The 25025-nt window shown below is 68.4% G+C and carries 18 protein-coding genes; 10 read left to right on the top strand and 8 right to left on the bottom strand.

The genetic code is table 11. The features are described 5' to 3' along the window. Positions 1 to 36: 36 nt before the first annotated feature. Positions 37 to 1728 carry a DUF4185 domain-containing protein gene (locus tag AB0H50_RS08570; RefSeq protein ID WP_357448629.1) on the top strand — a complete coding sequence of 564 codons (1692 nt, stop codon included), beginning with the start codon at positions 37 to 39 and terminating at the stop codon, positions 1726 to 1728. On the opposite strand, the gene AB0H50_RS08575 is transcribed toward AB0H50_RS08570, so the two are convergent. The 3 genes from AB0H50_RS08575 to AB0H50_RS08585 are packed head-to-tail and all read right to left on the bottom strand — an operon-like array spanning position 1729 to position 4069. Continuing rightward, entirely contained in the window at positions 1729 to 2586 is an 858-nt protein-coding gene (locus tag AB0H50_RS08575) for a biotin-dependent carboxyltransferase family protein (RefSeq protein ID WP_357448631.1), read from the bottom strand. Further along, positions 2583 to 3260 carry an allophanate hydrolase subunit 1 gene (locus tag AB0H50_RS08580; protein ID WP_357448633.1) on the bottom strand — a complete coding sequence of 226 codons (678 nt, stop codon included), beginning with the start codon at positions 3258 to 3260 and terminating at the stop codon, positions 2583 to 2585. The genes AB0H50_RS08575 and AB0H50_RS08580 overlap by 4 nt, the downstream gene beginning before the upstream one ends. A 56-nt stretch (positions 3261 to 3316) precedes the next feature. Continuing rightward, positions 3317 to 4069 (bottom strand): 5-oxoprolinase subunit PxpA, encoded by a 753-nt coding sequence (locus tag AB0H50_RS08585; protein WP_357448635.1) that lies wholly within the window; start codon positions 4067 to 4069, stop codon positions 3317 to 3319. A gap of 139 nt (positions 4070 to 4208) precedes the next feature. Between AB0H50_RS08585 and AB0H50_RS08590 the strand changes: the two genes are divergently transcribed. After that, positions 4209 to 5024 carry a hypothetical protein gene (locus AB0H50_RS08590; RefSeq protein ID WP_357448637.1) on the top strand — a complete coding sequence of 272 codons (816 nt, stop codon included), beginning with the start codon at positions 4209 to 4211 and terminating at the stop codon, positions 5022 to 5024. Positions 5025 to 5054: 30 nt separating this feature from the next. Here AB0H50_RS08590 and AB0H50_RS08595 read toward each other — a convergent pair whose 3' ends face one another. Beyond that, a complete protein-coding gene (locus tag AB0H50_RS08595) occupies positions 5055 to 6512 on the bottom strand; it encodes a CCA tRNA nucleotidyltransferase (protein ID WP_357448639.1) in 1458 nt (485 codons plus the stop codon). 426 nt (positions 6513 to 6938) lie between these two features. On the opposite strand from AB0H50_RS08595, the gene AB0H50_RS08600 reads away from it, so the two are divergent. The 8 genes from AB0H50_RS08600 (at position 6939) to AB0H50_RS08635 (ending at position 19305) form a co-directional block, all read left to right on the top strand. Continuing rightward, entirely contained in the window at positions 6939 to 7475 is a 537-nt protein-coding gene (locus AB0H50_RS08600; RefSeq protein ID WP_084501546.1) for an NUDIX hydrolase, read from the top strand. Next, positions 7472 to 10057: a DUF6049 family protein gene (locus tag AB0H50_RS08605; protein ID WP_357448641.1), complete on the top strand. Its 2586-nt coding sequence runs from the start codon at positions 7472 to 7474 to the stop codon at positions 10055 to 10057. The genes AB0H50_RS08600 and AB0H50_RS08605 overlap by 4 nt, the downstream gene beginning before the upstream one ends. Positions 10058 to 10528: 471 nt before the next feature. Further along, on the top strand, positions 10529 to 14641 hold the full coding sequence (locus tag AB0H50_RS08610) for a lipid II flippase MurJ (protein ID WP_357448643.1): 4113 nt from the start codon (positions 10529 to 10531) through the stop codon (positions 14639 to 14641). 147 nt (positions 14642 to 14788) lie between these two features. Next, positions 14789 to 15490, top strand: coding sequence for an RNA polymerase sigma factor SigM (gene sigM, locus AB0H50_RS08615; RefSeq protein WP_357448645.1), 702 nt, complete (start codon positions 14789 to 14791; stop codon positions 15488 to 15490). Between the two features lie 120 nt (positions 15491 to 15610). After that, complete coding sequence (locus AB0H50_RS08620; protein ID WP_357448647.1) at positions 15611 to 16483, top strand: hypothetical protein; 873 nt, start codon at positions 15611 to 15613, stop codon at positions 16481 to 16483. Between the two features lie 88 nt (positions 16484 to 16571). Further along, positions 16572 to 17588: a thioredoxin-disulfide reductase gene (gene trxB, locus AB0H50_RS08625; RefSeq protein WP_357448649.1), complete on the top strand. Its 1017-nt coding sequence runs from the start codon at positions 16572 to 16574 to the stop codon at positions 17586 to 17588. 35 nt (positions 17589 to 17623) lie between these two features. Further along, entirely contained in the window at positions 17624 to 17950 is a 327-nt protein-coding gene (gene trxA / locus AB0H50_RS08630) for a thioredoxin (protein ID WP_357448651.1), read from the top strand. 158 nt (positions 17951 to 18108) lie between these two features. Beyond that, positions 18109 to 19305, top strand: coding sequence for an N-acetylmuramoyl-L-alanine amidase (locus tag AB0H50_RS08635; protein WP_357448653.1), 1197 nt, complete (start codon positions 18109 to 18111; stop codon positions 19303 to 19305). Between the two features lie 58 nt (positions 19306 to 19363). Here AB0H50_RS08635 and AB0H50_RS08640 read toward each other — a convergent pair whose 3' ends face one another. From AB0H50_RS08640 to AB0H50_RS08655, 4 genes are all read right to left on the bottom strand, one after another. After that, the gene (locus AB0H50_RS08640; protein WP_357448655.1) at positions 19364 to 20092 is read right to left on the bottom strand and encodes a GNAT family N-acetyltransferase; all 729 of its coding nucleotides are present in this window, start codon (positions 20090 to 20092) and stop codon (positions 19364 to 19366) included. Between the two features lie 250 nt (positions 20093 to 20342). Further along, positions 20343 to 21368 (bottom strand): ParB/RepB/Spo0J family partition protein, encoded by a 1026-nt coding sequence (locus tag AB0H50_RS08645; protein ID WP_357448657.1) that lies wholly within the window; start codon positions 21366 to 21368, stop codon positions 20343 to 20345. A 70-nt stretch (positions 21369 to 21438) separates the two neighbouring features. Continuing rightward, positions 21439 to 22443 carry an AAA family ATPase gene (locus AB0H50_RS08650; RefSeq protein WP_357448658.1) on the bottom strand — a complete coding sequence of 335 codons (1005 nt, stop codon included), beginning with the start codon at positions 22441 to 22443 and terminating at the stop codon, positions 21439 to 21441. 707 nt (positions 22444 to 23150) lie between these two features. Continuing rightward, entirely contained in the window at positions 23151 to 23294 is a 144-nt protein-coding gene (locus tag AB0H50_RS08655; RefSeq protein ID WP_357448660.1) for a hypothetical protein, read from the bottom strand. Positions 23295 to 25025 lie beyond the last annotated feature (1731 nt).

Here is a 25025-nt window from a genome sequence, read left to right on the forward strand (position 1 = left end):
CACGCTGCGACCGATTCGACCAGGGAGTCAACACGTATGGGAGCGCTGCCGCGGAAGTTGGAGTCCCCAGCGCTCTTCGTCGTACTGCTCTCCGGAGTGCTGACGGTCCCCGCGCCGGCGCAGGCCGCTCCGCATCCGTGGGCGCCTCCGCCGGTGAACCTGTGCGGTGAGACGGGCTTCGATCCGCTTGCCCGCGAGCCCGATCCGAGCCTGCCGCCGCCACCGCAGATCGTGCTTCCTCCGCAGATCGACATTCCGGTGCCGATCCCGGAGATCACCCCGGTGCCCGTACCGGACCCGCCGCAGGACACCACCCGCATCGTTCCCGAGCCGCTGCCCGAGGATCCGTGCCGCAATCCGTGTCCCGATATCCGCGACACGCCGAAACCGGAGACAGCGGCTTCGGACCCGGAGCCGCCCGAGGCGCCCGAGCCCGGCGGCACCGGATCGAGCTCGGGCAGCGGCAGTGGTTCCGGCACCGGCAGTTCGGGCTCCGGCAGTCCGGGATCGAGCAATTCGGGATCGGGCAGTTCGGGATCGGGCTCCGGCAGTGCCGATTCGGGCAGCGGCTCCGGCTCGGGCAACAGCGGAATCCAGTTGCCGCGCATCGAGTTCCGCCCGGAGATCGAGCCGATCCCTATTCCTGTGCCGGGCGGTCCCGGCGAGGAGCCCCAGCCCCCGCCGCCGCTGGCCGTGCGCCCGATCCAACCGGGGCCGGTGGCCGAGAGCATCGGCGAACCGTTGGTCAACGAGGTCGAACTGGTCGGCCAGGTCACCGGGCACGGCTCGGACAACCGCACCGATATGCGCTGGCAGGTCGACGGCACCGACCTCGGCCTGATGTGGGAGACCAAGCCGGGCGAGGTCGCCGTCGTCTTCGGGGACACCTTCGGCGAGGGCTGGGTGACCGGAGGCGCGGGCGGCCCGGACTGGCGCAGCAACGTACTGGCCTACAGCACCGACCGCGACCTGTCCGACGGCCTCACCATCGACACCATGGTGCAGGACAGCCGATGCCACGCGGCCGAGATACTGAGCAGCCGCAAGATCAAGAACTGGGAGACCACCGTGATCCCGACCTCCGGGTTCGCGATCGGGCAGCGCCAGTACCTGAGCTACATGTCGGTGAACAGGTGGAGCCGCATCCCCGGTCTGTGGCGGACCAACTACGGCGGCATCGCCTGGTCCGACGACAACGGCAGCACCTGGACCAAAGATCAGTACGCCAGGTGGGACAACCTCTTCGGCATCGGCCAGTTCCAGGTCGCCGCGATGGTCCCGCAGGGCGACTACGTCTACATGTTCGGCACGCCCAACGGGCGGGTAGGCATGGTCGGGTTGGCCAGGGTGCCGAAGAATCAGGTGCTGAACAAGACCGCCTACCAGTACTGGGTGCACGGCAGCTGGGCTCCGATCATCGAAAACCACGCGACACCACTGTTTCTCGGCATCGCGAGCGAGGTATCGGTGCGCTACGACGCGGCCGCGGGCAAATGGCAGATGGTGTACCTCGATTCGGCGCAGGGTGCCATTGTGCTGCGGGAAGCTGCTGCACCGCAGGGCATCTGGACCGATACGGTGCCGTTGGCCTCCACCTCGGACTACCCCAAGGCATACGGCGGCTTCATCCACCCGTGGTCGTCGGGACGGGACCTGTACTTCACCATCTCGGCCTGGGACACCTACAACGTGTATCTCATGCGCGCCGACGTGAGCGCCCCGAAGTGATCAGCTGACCCGCAGGAAGCGCAGGCGCTGACCGGGTCTGGCCTGAGCCACCGCGTCGACGTCGGCGTCCAGTACCACCGCGATCACCGGATAGCCGCCGGTGATCGGGTGATCGGCGAGGAAGATCACCGGCTGACCGCTCGGCGGCACCTGCACCGAGCCGAGAGCCATGCCCTCCGTGCGCAATTCGCCTGCGATCCGCCGCCGCAACGGCGGTCCGCTGACGCGGTCGATCCGAGCGCCGACGCGGTCGGTGTCGGGGGACACCGACCACTCGCCCGCGAAAAGCACTGCGGCGTCGTCGAACCAGTCGTCGCGCGGACCGAGCAGCGCGCGCACGGTGACTGTCCCGCCGGAGGGACTGGCGACGGGCGCGAGGTCGACGAGCGGCAGCTCGCGCGGGACGGGCCCGATCGGCAGCCGCTCGCCCGCGCGCAGCGGTTCCGGCCCGATGCCGGACAGCGTGTCGCGGCTGCGCGATCCGAGTACCGGCGCGACATCGATGCCGCCGCGCACCGCGACGTAACTGCGCAGCCCGTTCGGCGCCAAGCCGAGCCGAAGGGACTGTCCCTCTTCGATTTCCAGCACACTGGCATGGCCGACCGGGATGCCGTCCAGCACCGCCTGGGCGGGTGCGCCGGTAACCGCGACGGTGTGGTGCCGTTCGGCGCGCAGCACCAGTCCGCCGAGCAGCACCTCGATCGCCGCGGCTCCCTCTGGATTCCCGACCAGCCGATTCGCCAGGCGCAACGACGCGCGATCGGCCGCGCCAGCGGGTCCGACGCCGGAATCGAACCACCCCGGACGGCCGAGATCCTGGATGGTGGCCAGCGGACCGACCCACTCGACGAACATCATTCGGCCACCTCGAAACGGACCCGACCGCCCGCGCGGATCAACGCGGGCGGATCGCGGTCGACGTCCCACATCGGCAGTTCGGTGCGGCCGATCAACTGCCAGCCGCCCGGTGTGCTGCGCGGATACACCGCCGAGTAGCCGCCCGCGAGCGCGACGGCGCCCGCGGGTATCGACGTGCGAGCCGCGTCCCTGCGCGGGACGGTCAGGCGGCCGTCTGGGGACTCGAGGTAGCCGAAACCCGGTGCGAATCCGACGAATGCGCAGCGCCATACCGTGCCGGTGTGCGCGGCGATCACCTCGTCCTCGGTCATGCCGAGTAGTTCGGCGACATCGGCCAGGTCCGCTCCGTCATAGCGCACCGGAATGACTATTGGTTCAGGAGAATCGTTGTGCGGCAGTGTTTCACGGGAAACATCCGGCGAATCATGCGCGCGCTGAATGTCTTCCAGCACCGAGCAGATCTCGTGGCGCACCGACTCGGCGTCGCCGACCGAAACCAGGGTCACCAGCACGGTTTCGGCGGCGGGCAACACGTCCTGGATGCCCGCGGGCGCGTTGCCGCGCAGCGCGTCCGCCAACCCGGCGGCCAAGGCGGGCTCGCTCGGCGCGACAAGCAATGCTCGATCTCCCGCGGTGCGAATGTATTGCTGCCAGGGCGATTTCCGATCCCTCATCGCGACCCTGGGCTTCTCATCGCTACGCTGGTTTCTTTCATCGCTACGCTCCCGGCTCACGCGAACGGCTCGACCGGCACACCCGACTCCGCGAGCGACGCGCGAATCCGCCGTGCCATCTCCACCGCGGCGGGGGTGTCGCCGTGCACGCACAGGCTGGCCGCGCTGACCGCGACCTCGCCGCCATCGATCGTGCGCGCGGTGCGTGACGCCGCGATCGACATCGCCTGCGCCACAGCCTCTTCGGCGTGCAGTACCGCGCCGGGCAGGCCGCGCGGAGCCAGCGAGCCGGACGCGGTGTAGGCGCGATCGGCGAAACCCTCGCCGACGAACCGGATCTTCGCTTCGGCGGCGGCCGTCTCCAGCTCCGTCCCGGCCGGGCCGAGCAGCGCGAGCTCGGCGTCGTACTCGGCCAACGCCGTGATCAGCGCCTCGGCCAGCTCCCGATCCGCCGCGGCGGCGTGGTACAGCGCGCCGTGCGGCTTCACGTAGCGGACCCGGTCGCCCGCCGTCTTGGCGAAGGCGTCCAGCGCACCGATCTGGTACAGCACCTCGTCGCGCAGCTCGGCGGGCGCGACGGCGATCGCGCGCCTGCCGAAACCGACCAGATCGCGGTACCCGACGTGCGCGCCGATCCGCACGCCATTGCGCACCGCCGTCGCGCAGGTGGCGCGCATGATCGACGGATCGCCGGCATGGAAGCCGCAGGCGATGTTGGCGCTGGTCACGATGTCGAGCATCGCCGCGTCGTCGCCCATCGTCCACGGGCCGAAGCCCTCGCCGAGATCGCTGTTGAGATCCAGCGCCATCGGTGTCCTCCCGCCGTCGATCCTGCGCGTGCCCGTGACATTGTCGTCCTCGCGCGCCGCACCGGCCAAACAATCGACAGACCGCACCTTCCGCCACGGATGGTCGCACCGCTCGGCGGCAAGTACCCTCGGAGCAATCATGGCCACGTATTTCGATCCGAAGTCATGGTCACCGCTGTGGGCCGTCGACTTCGGCAAGCGCCTGTTCGATCAGTCCTGGCTGGAGCAATGGATCGCGACGACCACCTCGTGGGTGGATCCGGTCGTCGACCTGGGCTCGGGCACGGTCACTGCGCTGATGCCGGACGCGCTGATGACGGTGCTGAGCGAAGGCATCCTCAGCAGGTTCGGCGGTCAAGAGGTCAACGCCACCCTGCTCGGCCACGAGGTGAACGCGACGTTGCAGGTGCTGAAGGTGCGCAGACGCGGAGCGCACTTCCAGACCAAGACGGTGCTGTCACGCCTGAGCTGGGACGAACATCCGATCGAAGCGGTCACGGTGATCGCGCACGGCGTCCGTCTGATCCCGGGCGTCCCGACCAAGTTGCGAGCGTCTCGGCTGGACCTGGAGGCCACCGTCACCACGGCGGCCCTGGTCGGCTGGCTGAACACCCTGCCGCTGGACTGGCAGCTCAGCGTGCACGCGAGCGGCCTGATCCTGGCCAGGCACCGAAGCCGCCGGTTGACCGCGCTGGTCGACGCCGCGGTCGAGAACAATCTGCTCACCATCGAGATCCACCGGGCCAACTGGTTCGGCGTCCGGATACCGCGGCGCGTGATCACCGCGCCATCGCTGCTGCTGGAGAACCTGCCGCGGCACACCCGCATCACCGACGCCGTCCGCGAGGGGGACCTGGTCCGATTCCGCGCGGACCTGCCGGAGACGACCGGCTCGTTCGACTTGGCGCAGATCCGCAACGCCATCGTCGCGGGCACCACGCTCATCGTCTTCTGAGTCTTTACCCTGAGGTCCGCGAAAGCCCTTTCAGCTCTGCGACTTCCACCATTCCAACAGCGCCGCCTCCGCTTCCTCGCGGGTCAGCGGGCCGCGGTCGAGGCGCAGCTCCTTGAGAAAGCGCCACGCCTTGCCGACCTCGGGGCCGGGTGGCAGGCCGAGCAACTCCATGATGGCGTTGCCATCCAGGTCGGGGCGGACTTTGGCCAGATCCTCGTCCTGCTGGATGCGCTCGATGCGCGCCTCGAGGTCGTCGTAGGTCGCCTGCAGGGCCGCGGCCCTGCGCTTGTTGCGGGTGGTGCAGTCCGCGCGCACCAGCTTGTGCAGCCGGGGCAGCAGCTCGTCGGCGTCGGTGACGTAGCGGCGCACCGCGGAATCGGTCCACTGGCCTTTGCCGTAGCCGTGGAAACGCAGATGCAGGAAGACCAGCCTGGCCACGTCCTCGGTGAACTGCTTCGGATACTTCAGCGCGCGCATCCGCTTGCGCACCATCTTGGCGCCGACCACCTCGTGATGGTGGAAGCTGACGCCGCCGCCCGGCTCGTTGCGCTTGGTGTCGGGCTTGCCGATGTCGTGCAGCAGCGCCGCCCAGCGCAGCACCAGGTCCGGATCGCCGTCCTCGAGGTCGATGGCCTGCTGGAGCACCGTGAGTGAGTGCCAGTACACGTCCTTGTGCTGGTGGTGCTCGTCGATCTCCAGCTTCATGGCGGGCACCTCGGGCAGCACCCGCTCGGCGAGACCGCTCTCACACATCACGTTGATGCCGTCGATCGGGTGCGCACCGCCGATGAGCTTGTCGAGTTCGGTGCGCACCCGCTCGGCGGTGATGCGATCGATCTCGTCCGCCATCGCCTCGATGGCCGTGCGCACCCGCGGCGCCAGTTCGAAGCCGAGCTGGGAGACGAAGCGGGCGGCGCGCAGCATGCGCAGCGGATCGTCGTGGAACGAATCCTCCGGCGCCGCAGGGGTGTCCAGCACACCGGCCAGCAGCGCGTCCATGCCGCCGAGCGGATCGACGAACTCGAGCGAACCGTCCGCGGCGATCTTCACGGCCATCGCGTTGACGGTGAAGTCGCGGCGCACCAGATCGCCCTCGAGTGTGTCGCCGAAGGTGACCTCCGGATTGCGCGAGACGCGGTCGTAGGAGTCGCTGCGGAAGGTCGTGATCTCCAGCTGCTGATCGGCCTTTGCCGCGCTGACCGTGCCGAACGCCAGGCCGCCGGTATCCCACAGGTGGTCGGCCCATCCGCGCATCAGCTCCTGCACCTGCTCGGGCCGCGCGCTGGTGGTGAAGTCCAGATCCGTGCCGAGCCGTCCGAGCACCGCGTCGCGCACACTGCCGCCGACCAGATACAGCTCGTGCCCGCGCGCCGCGAACATTTCACCGAGTGGCGTGAGCACGTCGGCGAGCCCGCCGAGGGTGACCGCCGCCGCGGCGAGCAACCGGGTACGCCGCTCCTCGGAAGACGACGGAGCTGGATCGGTCACTTGCGCATCCTCGGACTTGGACGAAACCACGAAGCAGCAGCTTACCGAGCCGGGAAAAGCGAATTTCCGGCACGCGGCCGAACGCTGGCATCGAACCGAACGCGACGTCCATCCCACCGGACCAACCTGTGGCTACGACCACTGCGGGCGGTCATTGAAACGAGCCCCCATTCGCACATTCCCGACCACCTCGAGGACGAGTCCTACGAGCCCGTTCGCGGCCGTCTCGGAATCGACGCAACATTCCATCCCTACCCACCCACCACGGAGCGAGCCCGACGAGCGACCGTTCGCGGCCGTCTCGCTTCCCAGCGGCCGAAGCGCATGCGACGAAGTCGCGAGTCTCGGCCGCTGGGGAGCGAGACAGAGAGGGCCGCGAACACGCCGCGCGCCAGCGCGGCAAATTGAACACAGTAGGATTGCTTGGTGTCTCCGGCCGATCGCGCGAACAGTCGACGCCGCCAGCCTCGGCGCCGCGGTTCGGCGGCCAACGCGGCGAAACCGCGCATGCGTACCGTCCGGGAGACTTCCGCGGGGGGATTGGTCGTGGACGGTCTGGACGGACCGAGCGATAAACGCAGCGCTGCCTTGATCGGTCGCACCGATCGCCGTGGCCGGTTGCTGTGGTCGTTGCCGAAGGGTCATATCGAGGAAGGCGAGACGGCGGAGCAGACCGCGATCCGTGAGGTGGCCGAGGAGACCGGCATTCACGGCGTGGTGGTGGCCGAGTTGGGCAGTATCGATTACTGGTTCGTCACCGAGGGCCGCCGGGTACACAAGACCGTGCATCATTATCTTTTGCGTTCCGTCGGCGGCGAGTTGTCCGACGCCGACGTGGAGGTCACCCAGGTCGCGTGGGTTCCGTTGACGGAACTGGATTCTCGTCTGGCCTACGCCGACGAACGCAGACTGGCCGAGGTGGCGAACCGGTTGATCGACCGGATGGAGACCGGCAAGCGATGACCCAGACTTTTCGGCATCGCGCAGCGATTCCGTGGGGGGTGGTGGCCGGGCGACAGGTGGGCCTGTTCCGGATCATCGTGGCGGTCCTGACCCTGGTCGGTTCGATGACCGCCGTGCCGGTGCTGCTCGCCGCCCCTGGGAGTGCGCAGCCGAATGGGTCGAACAACTCCACGACGCCCAAATTCGTGAAGCTGTCGCTGGATTCGGTGACACCCTCGGCGGTGACCACGACCAGTGATTCGCTGCTCACGGTGTCGGGCACGGTGACGAACATCGGCGATCGCGTCGTCGACGACATCAGCGTCCGTATCCAACGGGCGGCCGCGGTGTCGGCGCCGAGCGGGTTGCGCTCGGCGTTGCGGCTGGACCAGGTCAACTACGAGCTCACCGGTCCATTCGAGGATGTGGTCGAACGGCTCAGTCCCGGGCAGCGCAAGCAGTTCACGTTGAGCATTCCGCTGCGGCCGGGCGACGACGCGTCGTTGCAGATCACCGAGCCCGGCGTGTATCCACTGCTGTTGAACGTCAACGGCGAGCCCGCGTACGGGAGCCAGGCTCGGCTCGACGACGCCCGGTTCCTGTTGCCGGTCCTCGGCCTGCCCGCAGCCGGGCCGGACGCCCCGCCGCCGGTGCCCGCGCCGACCGACGCCCCGGTGGCGACGACGCTGCTGTGGCCGCTGGCAGACCGGCCGCGGATGGTGGCGGGCGCGCCGGGTTCGGTGAACGGAAAGGTCGAGCTGACCGACGACGAGCTGGCGGCCTCGCTCGGCAAGGGCGGTCGGCTGGAACAGCTGCTCGGCGCGCTGGAGTCGGCGCTCGGTTCAGGGGCGACCCGGGATCGCGGGCTGGCCTCGGCGGTGTGCGTCGCCGTCGACCCGGATCTGCTGCTCACCGTGCAGGCGATGACCAGGGGTTACCGCGTGCTCGCCAGCCCGTCGGATCCGGACGGCGCGACGCGCGAGGGCACCGGCTCCGAGCACGCGCAGACCTGGCTGGACCGGTTGCGCGCGCTCGCCTCGTCGGTGTGCACGGTGGCATTGCCGTTCGCGCAGGTGGACGTGACCGCGCTGGCGGCGGTGAACGATCCCGAGCTGTCGGCGCGCGCGTTGCACGCGCCCGCGGAGATCATCGATTCGATCCTGGCGACCCGCTCGCTGCGCGGTGTCAGCCTGCCGGATTCCGGCAGCATCGACATGAGCGGCGGAAAGTTGTTGCGCAGCCACGGGTTCGGCACCGCCGTACTGGCCGACACGGCCGCGGTGCCGGTCGGCGAAGCGGGCTCGGCGGAGTACAGCAACGGTCGCGGGGCCGCTGTAGCGGAGACCGACGTCGCCGAGTCCGCGGCACCCGAAATGGTCCGGCTGCCGGACGTCACCGCGCAGCCTGCGCCGGAGCAGTCGCCCCCGGCCGTCGAACCGGGCGCACCGCCCGCCGCCCAGCCCGACCCGGCCCTGCACGCGGCGACCTTCGACATCTGGTCGGCTACGGCGCTGGCAGCGGTCGGTTCGAATCCGCCGACGCCGTCGTTCACGCCGGATCGGGTGCGCTACGACGTCACCAACGACTCGCGCGCCGCCCGCCTCCAGGACGCGCTGGGCGCGGTGTCGTGGAGCGCGCTGCATCCCGAACCGGGCAAGCCGCGCTCGCTGCTGCTGATGCCGCCGCAGCAGTGGGGCGCCAACCGGGACGAGGCCGCCGCGCTGCTCGGGCAGCTGGAGCTGCTGATCAGGAACAACCTCGCGACGCCGCGATCGTTCCCGGATCTGCTCGCCCAGCCGCCGGACGCGCAACCTCACGAGCTCGACTATCTGCCGCAGGCGGCGGAGGACGCGGTGCCCGCGCGATTCGTGTTGCCGACCCGCGACCAGGGCCACCGGATCACCGAACTGATGCGGGCGCTGGTGGACGTGCCGGAAATCGAGCCGACGCCGCGCCAGTTCCTCACGCCCCTGCGCGACGACCTGCTGCGGGTCCTCTCCCTCTCCGATCGCCGCACCGGCAACGCCACCCAGCCGGACACCTTCGCGCAGCGACGGCTGGATCAGACGACGCGCACGATGAACAACATGTACCGGTCGGTGACGGTGCTCCCGCCGGGCGGCGTGTACACGCTGGCTTCCGAGCAGAGCCCGCTGCTGCTGGTCGCGCGCAACGATCTGCCGGTCGCCATCCGCATCAGGTTCCGTATCGAGGCGCCCGCCGAGACGAACATCACCGACATCGGCGAACAGCAGCTTCCGCCGAAGGGCACGCGGTCGTTCCAGATTCCGACCGAGGTCAGCGACAGCCGCAACCTGGTGATTCCGATTTCCCTCACCACGCCCGACGGCGTCGCACTTGGCAACGCCACCTCGGTCTCGGTGCGTTCGAACGCCTACGGCCAAGCCTTGGCCATAATTACGGCATGCGCCGGACTGCTGCTGTTCCTGTTGGCCGGGCGTCGGCTCTGGCGGCGCTTCCGTGGCGAGCCCGATCCCGCCGACGAGGGTTTCGACCCCGGCATCAGGCGTCGGGTGAATAGGTACCGGCGTGCGCGCAAGCGAGTACTACGCGAACAGGAACACGGACACGATGAGGGATGATCGATCGGATGCCCTCACCGTGCGGGACAATCGGAGCATCGTCGCGCCCGCTCCGGCGCGGGCGCGTCGACCAGCACGGCGGGGAAGTCTCGATGGGCGAAACGCCGATCGGGCATGCCTGATGCGCAGGTCCGGTACGACACAGGAGGCATGATGAGCGACGATGATTTATCCGCTCATCGGTCTCGATCTGATGAACGACCTGACGGGCCGCCCGCCCGCCGGGCGCCCGCCGCGCCTTGGGAGCGGGTCCGGCCGCAGAGCGAACCGCAGGAGGATCCGGGCATGACGCACCGGGACCCCTACGGCGAGTATCCGAGAGTGCCTCGGGTCAGCCGCCCCTCCGGGCCGCCACAAGGCGGTCGGACGGCGCCACCCTCGGGGCCGATGCCCGCCCAGCGCGGCCCGAGACCCGGACAGTCCGGCCCGATGCCCGCCCAGCGCGGCCCACTTCCCGGACAATCCGGACCCATGCCCGCTCAGCGCGGTCCCGTCGGCCGCCCGCCCGTGCCGCCGCAGCAGCCCGGCGCCGCGCCGCATCCGGGTCAGCGTCAGTACCCGCCGCAGCCCGCCGGTCCCGGCGGCCCGCGCCCCGCGCCACAGGGTCGCCCCGCGCCGCCGGCACAGCAGGGCAGGCCCGCGCCCCCTCCGCAGCAGGGACGACCCGCGCCGCCGGCCAGCGTGCCGCCCGGCCAAGGCAGGCCGATCCCGCGCCCCCCTGCGCCGCCGCAGCGCTTCGCGCCGCCGCCCAACTACGCCCCGCAGCAGCCGAACCCGGTGCCACTGCGGTCACGTCCAGGGCCCGCCGCGCGCAACTCGGCCCAGGCCGACCGTCCGACGACCCACGAGTGGGCGGTCACCGAGGCCGAACCGGAGGCGCTCGAGAGCAAAGCGAGCACGGAGAGCACGAACGCTCGGCTGCTCAGGGACTCCGGTTCGATCGCGATCGCGACGCTGATCAGCCGCGTCACCGGTTTCGGCAAGCAGCTGCTGCTCGCCGCGGTGCTCGGTCCGGCGATCGCCAGTGCCTTCACCTCGGCGAGCCTGATCCCGAACATGATCACCGAGCTGGTGCTCGGCGCCGTGCTGACCGCGATGGTGGTGCCGACGCTGGTGCGCGCCGAGAAGGAGGACCCCGACGGCGGGACGGCCTTCGTCCGGCGCCTGGTCACGGCCGCTTTCGTGGTGTTGATGGGCGCAACCCTGCTGGCGACGGCCTCGGCGCCGTTGCTGGCGACGCACGTCTTCGTCGCCGCCGACGGCAAGGTCAACACCCAGCTGACCACGGCGCTGACCTTCTTGTTGTTGCCCGCGATACTCTTCTACGGCATGTCGGCGCTGTTCACCGCGATATTGAACACCCGCCAGGTGTTCAAACCAGGCGCGTGGGCGCCAGTGCTGAACAACATCGTCGTGCTCGTGGTGCTCGGCCTCTACGCGGTGACGCCCGGCGAGATCACGCTCGATCCGGTGAGCATGAGCGATCCGAAGCTGCTCGTCCTCGGCATCGGCGTCACGCTCGGCGTGTTCACCCAGGCGGCGACCCTGCTGCCCGCGATCCGCCGCGAGGGGATCGACCTGCGGCCGCTCTGGGGCGTCGACACCCGCCTCAAACAGTTCGGCATGATGGGCGCGGCCATCATCCTGTACGTGCTGATCAGCCAGGTCGGCTTGGTCTTCGCCAACCACGTCGCCTCGACGGCGGACGAGGCGGGCCCGGCCATCTACTCGCTGGCCTGGCTGCTGCTCCAGCTGCCCTACGGCGTCCTCGGCGTCACGGTGCTCACCGCGATCATGCCGCGGCTGAGCCGCAACGCGGCCGAGGGTGACACACCCGCCGTCGTCGACGACCTCTCCGTCGCGACCCGCCTGACGATGATCGCCCTCGTCCCCGTCGTCACCTTCCTGACGCTCGCGGGACCGCAGCTCGGCGAGGCGCTGTTCGGGTACGCGCGCTTCACCGGCGACGCCGAACGCCTCGGCTACGCGGTGAGCTGGTCGGCCTTCGCGCTGATTCCCTACGCGCTCGTGCTGATCCACCTGCGGGTGTTCTACGCGCGCGAGCAGGCGTGGACGCCGACCTGGATCATCCTCGGCATCACCGCCGTCAAGATCGCCTTCTCGGCGCTGGCGCCGTTCATCGCGGACAACAGCGATCAGGTCGTCATCGTCCTCGGCGTCGCCACCGGCCTCGGGTTCACCGCGGGCGCCATCATCGGCGGCTACCTGCTGCACCGCAGCCTCGGCGATCTGCGGATGGCGAACGTCGGCCGCACCGTCACCCGGGTCGTGCTCGCGTCGATCGCGGGCGGCGCGGTGATGCTGATCGTGGACGAGGTGCTCGGCCTGGAGCGGCTCTCGGAATCCATGGGCGGTCCCGGATCGCTGATCCGTGTGACGATCACCGCGATCGTCATGTTCGCGACGGCGTTCGGTCTCATGCGCCTGGCCGGTATTCCGGAGATCGTCGCCATCACCGTGGCCATCTCCCGTCGCCTCGGTATCACGCCGCCGGCACCGGATCTGGACCTCGAAGGACGGGTCGAGGACGAGTACGCCACGCAGGTCTTCCGCAGGCCCGATCCGTACATGTACTCCGGCTTCGATCCGTACCTGGATTCGCAGGCCACGATGGTCTTGCCCGTGATCAGACCGGATGCTGTTGACCGCACCGGGCGGGGGGAGTTCCCGTACCCTGTTCGGCAGAGAAGCACAAGTGGCGAATTCGCCGGAACTTCGACATACCAGGGCGAAGGAGGAACCAGGGTGAGCGACGACGCGGCGGTGGGCGGCGTCCCAGCCGCCGATCCTTCTGCGACCAAGGCCGGCGGCCTGTCCATCGACCATCCGCCCGCCGCGGAGAACCCGTCGGAGCCCGAGCATACGAACGAGGAAGCGATCGGCACGCCCGCTACCGACGGGCAGCATGGTGCGAACGAGACCTCACATCAGGCGCCGCCGCGCGACCCGATGTACGACACCGGCATGATTCCCATTCCGCAGCTGCCGCCCACCGCACCGGAAGCGACGGGTTCACGTCGAACTCCGCGCGGCCCCAAGCTGATTCCGGGGGCTTCGGTCGCGGGCGGTCGCTACCGGCTGCTCGCCAGCCACGGCGGCTCGCGCGGACTGAAGTTCTGGCAGGCGCTCGACATCAAACTCGACCGCGAGGTCGCGCTCACCTTCGTCGACGCCGACCAGAAGGCCACCGACAACTCCGGCCACGACGGACCGCAGGCCATCCTCTCCCGCACGCTGCGGCTCGGCCGGATCAATTCGCCCGGCCTGGCCCGCGTTCTCGACGTGGTGCGCGGCAGCTCCGGCGGCATCGTGGTCGCCGAGTGGACCCCGGGTCGCTCGCTGCGCGAGATGGCCGAGACGGTGCCGTCGCCGATCGGCGCGGCGCGCGCGATCCGCGCACTCGCGTCGGCGGCCGAATTGGCCCACCGCGGTGGCGGTTCGCTCTCCATCGATCACCCGGACCGGGTGCGGATCAGCGCGTCCGGTGACGCGGTGCTCGCCTTCCCCGGCACGCTGTCCGATTCCGACGCGCAATCCGACGTGCGCGGTCTCGGCGCGATGCTCTACGCGCTCATCACCGCGCGCTGGCCGATCCGCCCGGGCGGCATGACCGGCACCGCCGCCACCGTCGGCGGCTTGCGCCTCGCCGACTTCGGCCCGGACGGAACGCCGGTGGAGCCGCGGCAGATTCGGCCCGAGGTGCCCTTCGAGATCTCCGCGGTCGCGGTGCGCTCGCTGGAGTCGAACAAGGGCGTGCGGACCGCGGCCACCGTCCAGCACGTGCTGGAGCAGGCTTCGGTCGTCGACCAGAAGACCGATTTCATTCCGGTTCTGCGGCTCGGGCAGCGGGCGCAGCCGGTCAACACCGACGATTCGCTGGCCGATCCGGAACTGCTCGCCGCCGAACGCGAGCGGTCGCAGCGCATGATGTGGATCATGGTCGGACTGGGGATTCTGGCCGCCCTCGTGGTCGGCATCGTGATCTGGTGGATGGTAAGCGTTTTCGCGCCAGGCGCGACCAACGCACCGCTGGACGAGCAGCGCAATATCGGTCTGACCACCAACAGTTCGGCGTCGCCGACCACGCCGCCGGGAGCGATCCCGGGCAATCAGGCGTCCGGCGGCGTCCCGGTCCCGGTGACCGGCGCGACCGTGTTCTCCCCGGAGGGCACGCCGGACAACGTCAGCGGCGTCGGCGCGGTGCTGGACAACGATCCGGCCACCGTCTGGCGCTCCGATCAGTACTTCCAGCAGTTCCCCGCTCTCAAGAAGGGCGTGGGACTGCTGGCCACGCTACCGAGCCCGGCGAAGCTGACCAACGTCTCGATCACCTCGCCGAGCCCCGGTACGTCCGTGGAAATCCGTACCTCGCCGACGAATTCGCCGACGCTGGACCAGACCCAGCTGATCGGCGCGGCCCAGCTGACCGACGGCGTCACCGAGATCCCGGTCAACGCAGACCAGTCCGCTCGCTACGTGCTCGTCTGGATCACCGGTCTCGGCAACTCGGGAAGCCAGTTCCAGACGATGATCGCCGATCTGCGGTTCGACGCCGCGCCCTGATTCCATCCGACCCGCGGGCCGAATTCTCGCCTGTCCCGGTGTAACCCATCCCGAGTGGTCTTGTTGCTGCCACTTCGGCATCCCCGATATGATCGGCTCGCGCTCTCGGCAGGGGAGCTTCCCGGGACCTGGTTTTTTCGATCCCGGATGCTGCGAAATATTTTCGGCGACGACCGCTTCGTGCTGTCGTCGGTGGAGCGCACGTCCAAGGGGTTGGTCTTGTCGTCCGAATTGAACGAGGATTCCCACGCGGGAAGTTCGCGGGTCGCGTCCCGCGAGCGCTCGTTCGCGCTCGGCGAGCTCACCGACAAGGAACTGCTCAGCGCCCACGCGCGCGGCGAGCGCCACGCCTTCGCCGAACTGCTGCGCAGGCACAACGACCACCTCTGGCAGACCGCGCTGCGCACCTCCTACACCCGTGAGGATGCCGCCGATTCGCTTCAGGACGCACTGCTTTCCGCGCACCGCACCGCCGGATCGTTCCGCGCCGAGGCCGAGGTGCGCAGCTGGCTGCACGCGATCGTGGTGAACGCTTGCCTGGATCGGATCCGGCGCAACAAGACTCGGCGGGCGATCGCGCTGTCACCGGAGACGCTGCCGGAGCCCCGCGACGAACGCGACGAGTTCGCCGAACTGGAGATGTCGATCGTGGTGGATCGCGCGCTGTTCTCGCTGCCGCCCGATCAGCGCACCGCTCTGGTCGCGATCGATCTGGAGGGGTATAGCGTGTCGGAGGCGGCCGCGATGTTGGGGGTTCCGGAGGGCACCATCAAGAGTCGCTGTGCCCGCGGCAGGCAACGCCTGCAAGAACGGTTGGAATTTCTCCGTGATCCGGGGAACCGGAAGTAGTGGCGATGCGTCATTAATAGTGACCAACACCTGAGCGATGTAGATGTGGTGCCCGGGAGTTCCCGCGGCCCGACCGCGGCAGACAAGACAGTTACGTCGGATGAGAGCACTGGAGGTGCGATGGCGACCCGGTCCGTACCGCAGCCTCCATTTTCACCGGAACTGCTGGCCGACCTGCACGCCGACAACGTGGACCCCGAACTCGGCGCGCGACTGTGGCCCGCCGTCCGCGCCGATTCGGACGCCGTGCGCTACCTGCGCTCGCTGGACGAGGTGACGACGCGGATTCGCGCCTTGCGCACCGACGAGCGCGTCCTCCATCCGATGCCCGAGGACGTTTCCGAACGACTGGCGGCCTTCGTCAGCGAACTCGAGCTGAGCGAGGAGCCGACCGAGCAGGTCGCCACCATTCATCGGATCGGCGCCGCGGCATCCGGGAACGGCGCCGGACAAGGGCACGACGCCGCGAGCGGAAATCACAGCGGTGCCGAAAGAGATAGCACTGCCGAAACACCTAGCGCGCCAACGCCTTCCGAGGAGCCGACGGAGAAGCTGGCGACACCCGTCTCGCTCGACGAGCGTCGCGGAAGACGGTTGCGCTGGTTCGCCGCCGCGGCAGCCGTCCTCGCGGTGATCGCGGGGACCAGCATCGGCGTCCAGCTGCTCCGCGGCGACGAAGTGACGTCCACCGCGCAACCCACGCCGAGCAACGGGCCCCTCGGCGACGATCTGACTCCCACGGCCGCGCTCGCCGCCCTCGGTCGCAACGACGTCACCGGGCCGCTCGGCAACCGAGCCGCACTCAACCGCTGTGTCGCCGCCACGGGCCTGGACCGTGGCGTCCTCGGGTCGATGAACATGAAGTATCAGGGCAAGGACGCGGTGCTCATCCTGCTCACCGGTCCCGCACAGAACAAGGTCACGGCACTCGTGGTCGGCCCCGGCTGCACCACGGGCGACCCGCAGGTGAAGAACGTCACCGACATCGGCTGACCGCATACGGCCGGGCCGGCGCGGGAACAACAACGTTTACGCTGTTGTTGACCGTCACGTTCCCCTCAGATCTTCTCGGAAGGGCCCCATGAGCGAGCTCCGCGAGCGAACCACCGACACGGCCACGGCAGTTCGCGACCTGATCATCGTCGGCTCCGGCCCCGCGGGCTACACCGCGGCCGTCTACGCCGCCCGCGCCGAACTCGAGCCGTTGCTGTTCGAGGGCACCCAGTTCGGCGGCGCGCTGATGACCACGACCGAGGTCGAGAACTTCCCCGGTTTCCGCGACGGCATCATGGGCCCCGACCTGATGGACGAGATGCGCGAGCAGGCCAAGCGTTTCGGCGCGGACATCCGCACCGAGGACGTGGACGCCATCGACCTGAGCGGGCCGGTCAAGACGGTCACGGTGGGCGATCAGACCTACCAGGCGTACGCGGTCATCCTGGCCATGGGCTCGGCCGCGCGCTACCTGAACGTCCCCGGCGAGCAGCGACTGCTCGGCCGCGGCGTGAGCGCCTGCGCCACCTGCGACGGCTTCTTCTTCAAGGGCCAGGACATCGTGGTGGTCGGCGGCGGCGACTCGGCCATGGAGGAGGCGACCTTCCTCACCAAGTTCGCGTCGAGCGTCACCATCGTGCACCGCCGCGAGGAGTTCCGCGCGTCGCGGATCATGCTCGAGCGCGCCAAGGCCAACGAGAAGATCAAGTTCGTGCTGAACGCCGAGGTGCTCGAGGTGCACGGCGAGAACGCGGTGACCAGTCTCACGCTGCGCGACACCCGCACCGGCGAGACCTCCGAGCTGGCCGCCACCGGTCTGTTCGTGGCGATCGGCCACGACCCGCGCAGCGAGTTGGTGCGTGGCCAGGTGGAGCTGGACGGCGAGGGCTACGTGCAGGTCGAGCACCCGACGACGGCGACCGAGGTTCCCGGCGTGTTCGCCGCGGGCGACCTCGTCGACCATACCTACCGGCAGGCCATCACCGCCGCGGGTACCGGCTGCCGCGCCGCGATCGACGCCGAGCGCTGGCTGGCCGAGCAGGGTGACATCACCGCCAACACCCTGGACGCCGCGGGCCAGCCGGTCGCCGTGCCGACCAACTGATCTTCGCTCTCACCGATTCACCAAGGAGAAAACCCATGTCCGAGAACACGGTCACCGTGACCGACAAGTCCTTCGCCGACGCGGTGCTGCTCAGTGAGAAGCCCGTGCTCGTCGACTTCTGGGCGGATTGGTGCGGTCCGTGCAAGATGGTGGCCCCGGTGCTCGAGGAGATCGCGAGCGCGAACGCCGACAAGCTGACCATCGCCAAGCTGGACGTGGACGCCAACCCGGAGACAGCCCGCGAATACCAGATCCTTTCGCTGCCCACTATGATGCTTTTCCGCGGCGGCAAGCCGGTCAAGCAGATCGTCGGCGCAAAGGGCAAAGCGGCCCTCCTCCGCGAACTGGAAGGCGAGATCTGACGGCGCGATTCCACGACGCGCCGTAGGATTCCTGCACCCCCGTAATTGTCGGATTGCGGGGCAGGTCTGAGACAATCGACCGACGCTCCGGTCGTGCGAGGGTGTATGCCGTCGCATGAGTGGGTACCCGGGTTGACGGAAGGAAAGGGCTCTCACGCATGCACCGACTTCGTCACGGTGATACCGGTCCAGCCGTCGCTGAGGTTCGGAGCACCCTGGCAAGTCTCGGCTTCCTGCACGCACACGCCATCGGCGCCGATCAAGGCGACGCACGCGAGTACTGGAAGGACACCGAAGCCTCCTTCGATCATCACCTCGACTCCGCGGTCCGCGCGTTCCAGCAACATCGCGGGCTGCTCGTCGACGGTGTGGTGGGTCCGGCCACTTACCGGGCCCTGAAGGAGGCGTCCTACCGCCTGGGCGCGCGCACCCTGATCTATCAGCTGTCCGCGCCGCTGTACGGCGACGACGTCGCCACGTTGCAGCGCAAACTGCAGGACCTCGGCTTCTACGTTCATCGGGTGGACGGGTACTTCGGCCCGCACACCCACGAAGCGCTCACCGCTTTCCAGCGCGAGATCGGCCTGTCCGCCGACGGCATCTGCGGTCCGGACACGCTACGTTCGCTGGAGTTGCTCGGCGCGCGCGTCACCGGCGGCAATCCGCATCGCATCGCCGAAGAAGAGGTGGTGCACCGGGCGGGGCCGCAGCTCACCGGCAAGCGGATCGTCATCGATCCCGGCCTCGGCGGTCCCGACAAGGGATACGCGGTGCCCACCGAATTCGGCGACGTCTACGAGTCGGAAATCCTGTGGGATCTGGCCAGCAGGCTGGAGGGCCGGATGGCCGCCACGGGCATGGAGACCTTCCTCTCGCGGCCGTGGGGCGCCAATCCCACCGACGCCGAGCGGGCGGAGACCTCCAACGCCTTCGACGCCGACCTGATGATCTCGCTACGCTGTGCCACCAACCCGAGCCCGTCGGCGAACGGCGTGGCCAGCTTCCATTTCGGCAACTCGCACGGCTCCGTCTCGATGATCGGGCAGGTGCTGGCCGGGTTCATCCAGCGCGAGGTGGTGGCCCGCACGTCGTTGCAGGACTGCCGTACGCACTCGCGCACCTGGGATCTGTTGCGGCTCACCAAGATGCCCACGGTCCAGGTCGACATCGGCTACCTCACCAACGAATACGACGCCTCGGTGCTCACCAATCCGCGGATGCGCGACGTCATCGCCGAAGCCATCCTGATCTCGGTGAAGCGCCTGTACCTGCTGGGCCAGGACGATCAGCCCACCGGCACGTACACCTTCGCCGAGCTGTTGGCCGAGGAACTGGCCGCCGCCGATCGAGCCTGAACACCATCTATCCGAACGAAAGCCTCTGCCGACTGCGGTCGGCAGAGGCTTTCTCGGCTCAGCGGGCGCCCACCCTGGTGGGAGCTGTCATGGACGCGGCGGCGAGCAGCTGGTCGAGCGCCCGCTCCACGTCTTCCTTCCAGCCGTGATCGGAATCCAGCTCCAGGCGCAGCCGCGGGAAGCGGTGGTGCGGCGCGACGACCTTGAACCCGAACTCCTCCAGCAGGTCCGCGTCGATCATGCAGGTCTGCGGTGAGCATTCGGTGGGGGAGGCCGCGGCGGAACCGCGGACCGGCGCGCCGATTCGTTCCATGAGGGTCATCGAACCAACCAAACGGTCCGAAAGACGAGTGGCCGGCGGCTCGGTGCGAATGCCGAACGCCTCCAAGGCTCGGACACCGCGGCGCACCAAATCCGCCACCACGGCCTGCACCAGTCGGTGCGCGATGTCCTCGTCCCGGTGCGGGAATTCGGTGCGCAGTGTCGTCAGGAGGATGGCGTCCGGGCTGACGGGGGAGGTGGGGAACAGCGACGCCCGCGGCACGGCACTGGGCGGAGAGTACAGCGCACAGCCCGCCACGTTGCCGTCCACGTGCGCCACCTGGCCGCACGATCCCCACTCCAGCATGACCGTCGACAGCCAGGCTTCCTTTTCGAAGACCGGATCACTGAACGACCGCGAATCCTCCGCGACGGCGGGATCGATCTCCCAGAAGACACAGCGACGAGCATGCGCGGGCAGCTTGTCCAGTCCGCCGAGAGTAAGTGCTGTGACGCTGGTCGACACCGCTCTGCTCAGCCTCCAGCTGTCCGATTCATCCACGCTCACGCCGCATCAACGTCTTCTCGCCAGCAAGAATAAGCGATCAAGCGAACCCGCCTCATTCCACGTCGCTGTGCTGTTGGTCGGAGTCCTCGTGCCGGACCGATGGCGTGCGCAATGCCGGTGCGGCACCGCGGTTTTCGACGCCGTCACAGTGACGTTTCGACGTCGGGCCCGTACTTACGGTGAACACGGGGCTATTTTGCCTTTTCTGTCACTGACTGAGCTGCTGTTGCTCCATCAGATCGACGATGCGTTCCAGATCTTCCACAGACCCGAACTCGACGACGATCTTGCCCTTGCGTTTGCCGAGGCTCACGGTGACCCGAGTGTCGAACGAATTCGACAGGCGCTCGGCCACGTCCTGTAAACCAGGCATGTGGATCGGCTTGCGCCGGGGCGCCGGGGGAGTGGCCGCATCCGGGTCGCGGTTGGCCAGTGTGACGGCTTCCTCGGTGGCCCGCACGGAGAGCCCTTCCGCGACGATGCGAGCGGCCAGCACCTCCTGTGCATCGGCGCCCGCTTCCAGTCCGAGCAGGGCGCGCGCGTGGCCGGCGGACAGCACGCCCGCCGCGACCCGCCGCTGCACCGGGATCGGCAGCTTCAGCAGACGGATCATGTTCGTGACAACCGGACGGGATCGACCGATCCTGGTGGCCAGTTCTTCGTGGGTGACGTCGAATTCCTCGAGCAGCTGCTGGTACGCGGCCGCCTCTTCCAACGGATTCAGCTGCACCCGGTGAATGTTCTCCAGGAGAGCGTCGCGCAACATCGACTCGTCGGCGGTCTCCCGGACGATCGCCGGGATCGCTTCCAGACCGGCCTCCTGGGAGGCGCGCCAGCGCCGCTCGCCCATGATCAACTGGAAGCGGTCGACGCCCGGCCCGACGCGGCGCACCACGATCGGCTGCATGAGGCCGAATTCGCGGATGGAATGCACCAGCTCGGCGAGCGCCTCGTCTTCGAAGACCTGGCGCGGCTGCTTCGGGTTCGGCTCGATCTGGTCCGGCGGAATCTCGCGGTAGACCGCGCCGCCGGAGGAGGCGAGCTCGGCCTCGTCGGCGGTTTCGGCGGGATCGGGGACGCGGTGCAGGTACGCCGAAGCGGGCTGCGGACCGACGGGGTCGAGACCGATCACAACGTTGGCCGCGGCGCTGCCGAGACCCTGCGTGGCCGCGGGCCCCGTCGGGATCAGCGCGGCCAGACCGCGCCCTAGCCCACCCTTCTTCGCCTGAGTCATCGGCCCACCGAGTCCTTCCCTCGTTCGCCACCGATCCGGGTCACGCCGACCCGGGTCGCCAGTACCCGAATCACTCCGCGCCGTTCGCGGCCTGCCGGGCCATTGCCCGCTGGGCCATTTCACGTCCGGCGTCGAGGTAGCTCATCGCGCCCCGGGAGCCTGGATCATAATCGAGCACGGTCATGCCGTAGCCCGGCGCCTCCGAGACCTTCACGCTGCGCGGAATCACCGAGCGCAGCACCACATCGCCGAAGTGGCCGCGCACCTCCTCCGCGACCTGGTCGGCGAGCTTGGTTCGGCCGTCGTACATCGTGAGGATCACCGTCGACACGTGCAGCTCGGGGTTCAGGTGGGCCTGCACCAGGCCGATATTGCGGAGCAGCTGACCGACGCCCTCCAGCGCGTAGTACTCGCACTGGATCGGGATCAGCACCTCCTTGGCGGCGACGAGCGCGTTGACCGTCAGCAGGCCGAGGGAAGGCGGGCAGTCGATCATCACGTAATCGATGTCGTAGCCCGCGATATTGGCCTCCTGGATAGCCCCCTTGAGACGGCCTTCCCTGGCGACCATCGAGACGAGCTCGATCTCCGCACCCGCGAGATCGATCGTCGCCGGGATGCACAGCAGCCGCTCGTTGTGCGGACTCTGCTGGATGGCGTCCTTGACGGAGACCTCGCCGATGAGTAGTTCATAGCTGGAAGGGACACCCGAGTGATGCTCGATGCCGAGCGCAGTGCTGGCATTGCCCTGCGGATCGAGATCGATCACGAGCACCTTCATCCCCTGATGCGCCAGGGCCGCGGCAAGATTCACCGCCGTGGTCGTCTTACCGACCCCGCCCTTCTGATTCGCGATGGTGATGATCCGTTGCTCGCGAGGTTTAGGCACTGTCACCTTTCCTGGATGCAATATCTGACTTGCGCGCTGAGCTTCGGCCGCTATCGGGGTCTCGCTCGGGGAGATGTGCCCGAACGGTGTGCTTCCGAATGCGTCCGCGTCGAAGTTGCTGGAGTCCAGCATCCCCGGCACGCGCGACATGGTTTCCCGTGAAACATTCGCCGGACCGTTCGACATAGACAGCTCCTAACCCGAGAACTACAGAGCACGTGCTCTCGGCCCATGCCGACGCCGTGTCTTCAACAGCCTGTGTCGGATCGAACATGATGCTCCATCGGGACGGCGCCCGATCAACCGAGCGGAGCTGTCCCGCACACCCACATCCCACCGTGGCATCAACGCTCACGCCCGACGCACACTAGCTTGCCAGCACTGAGCGCTAGAAGAAAGTTGAATCGCGACGACACGCAGATAGCCGCGAATCAGCGTTGCGCACCGCAGGAATTCCGGCGGGGTTGGGTGGTTTCCACTGGGGGGATGGGGGTTCGGGGACGGCGGGATCTTGGTTTTCGAGTGGGGTGGGGGCGGTGCGCTGGTGCAGTTTGGTTGGCGCGGGGTTAGTTCCTTCGACGAAGGTGCTAGTTGCGGCGTTGTCGGATGCGGATCGAAGTATCTGCTGGGCAACGGGCGGGCGATGTTTCACGTGAATCAACGTGCGTTCGGCTCGGGATCGGGTCGCTGTCGTGTTGGTTCCGAAGTGGTGGTGGTGCTTCGGAGATGGCTCAGAAGTCGTCCGCTTGGCGATCCGGCGGTTGTCGTCGGTTGATGGCGTGTCGTCGGTTCGCTGTCGTCGCTCCGGTGTCCGAATCTCGTTGCTCGTCGGTCGCGGCCGATTGCCGCTCTCCGTCTCCCTTAGCTCATCAACCTCCGGTCATCGGTCGTCACTAGTTATCGATTGACTTGTCGACGGCATCGGCATCGGCATCGGCATCGGCATCGGCATCGGCATCGGCATCGGCATCGGCATCGGCATCGGAGGGTGTGGGTTGCCAACAGCGCCAGGGAAGTCCAGCGCGCGGGTCGCTCATGTGCAATCGACGGGGCGCCGCTGCACTCTCCGAGAAGCCGCCCCGACGTAGCCGACATAGAAGACCGATCCCCTCGAGGGACACTGCTCCGAATCCTCCGCTACGACAGCGCTCCGAACGCCACGCTGGTTCGACGCGACCGCTCTGTCGCAAAACTCTCGGAACGACCGCTCTGGGAGATGCGCTCCCGGCACGACCGTTCTGTCGCAGCGGATCCGGCGCGCCACCCGATGCACCTACCCGGGCGCACCCACCCCGATACCACTGACTCGATGCAGCTGACTCGGTCGGCACCACCGCAAAAGCACGGCGGCGGCACAGCTGCGAGCCAACCAGCGCAGCTGAACAGTTCGGAGCCCACACCGAAAGCGTCCAGACCCCAACACCAGTCAGCGAGCGCCGAGCGAGTCTTCGAAGGAAGTCCGAGACCCGTCGCGCATCGACCCACCATTCAGTTCGAGTGCCAACACTTGCCATCGATGCTTCACGTGAAACATCGATCGAACGCTCCCTATCTCCCCGAGGGAAAGTCTCGGCACGCTCCCATATCGAGCCGCACAGCCGCCCCACCACACCAATCACCCGTCCATCACAGCTCGTCCGCACCCAAGACCAGGTCGAAGCTGCGCTGGACGCCGCTGCGGAAGGTCGACGACGGTGCGAATCGCATTGATGCCGGGTCGTATACGCAGGAGCACGCCAATGCTCGGCCCCCGCAGCCAAACGCGACCGGGCAGACGCGAGCGCGCCAGTCCAACGGGGGAGAGCGCCAGGACAATCCACGTCGGTTCGCACAAGACCCGCCCGAACCGCAGCCCCGTCCCGACTGGCTGGCTTCAGCTCGGCTCCGGTCCCGGTCCGGCCCAAGCTCCGCCTCCGCTTAGGTCCGGAACGGGTTCACCTCCGACCGCGGCTCCAACTCCACCCCGGTCCCAACTCCAACTCCGGCCCCCGGCTCTAACCCTGCTGCGGCTCCAACTTCAACCCTCGCACCAACTTCACCCCGGGTCCCAATTCCCGCCCCGACCCCCACTCCGGCTCCGACCCCCACTCTGGCTGCGGCGGCGGCTCTGGCTACGGCGGCGGCTCTGGCTACGGCGGCGGCTCTGGCTACGGCGGCGGCTCTGGCTACGGCGGCGGCTCTGGCTACGGCGGCGGCTCTGGCTGCGGCGGCGGCTCTGGCTGCGCTCGCATACGCTCGCGCTCCACGCACCGGGCGATCGAGCCCGATGTTTCACGTGAAGCATTGGCGGTGGGCCTATCGGCTGCATCGTCCGCAAGGCAGCACTGCCGCACGATCACGGTCGCTCGAAACGATCAGTCGGGTGCGGCGGTTATCGGAGGAGGCGAGCGAGTGGCGCGTTGCGAACTCTGCCTCCTCTATTCACGGCGATGGATCAGACGGAGCCCGCGGACCGATGGCTTCCTCCGGGAACCTGATTGCTCCGCGTCGGCGTTAATGCCGCGCTCGCCGGCGATGACAGGCCCCAGCAGTGGCGGTGCCGGTGATCGCCTCGCTGCGACGGGACACCGCGGCTTGCTCATGAGGACCGAAACTTGCGTTCGTGTCTCGCCCACGACCGAGGGCGCACTGCGACCATCGGGGGAGGGGAGCGTGCCGCGAGTCGGAGCTCTGCCTGCTCTATTCGCCGCAACGGATCTGACGGAGCCACGGACTGAAGGTTTCGTCCGTGCCCCGCCGTTGCCCCGCGTCGGCTCGAATGCCGTGAC

Source organism: Nocardia sp. NPDC050793, from assembly GCF_040654065.1.
Lineage (GTDB): Bacteria > Actinomycetota > Actinomycetes > Mycobacteriales > Mycobacteriaceae > Nocardia.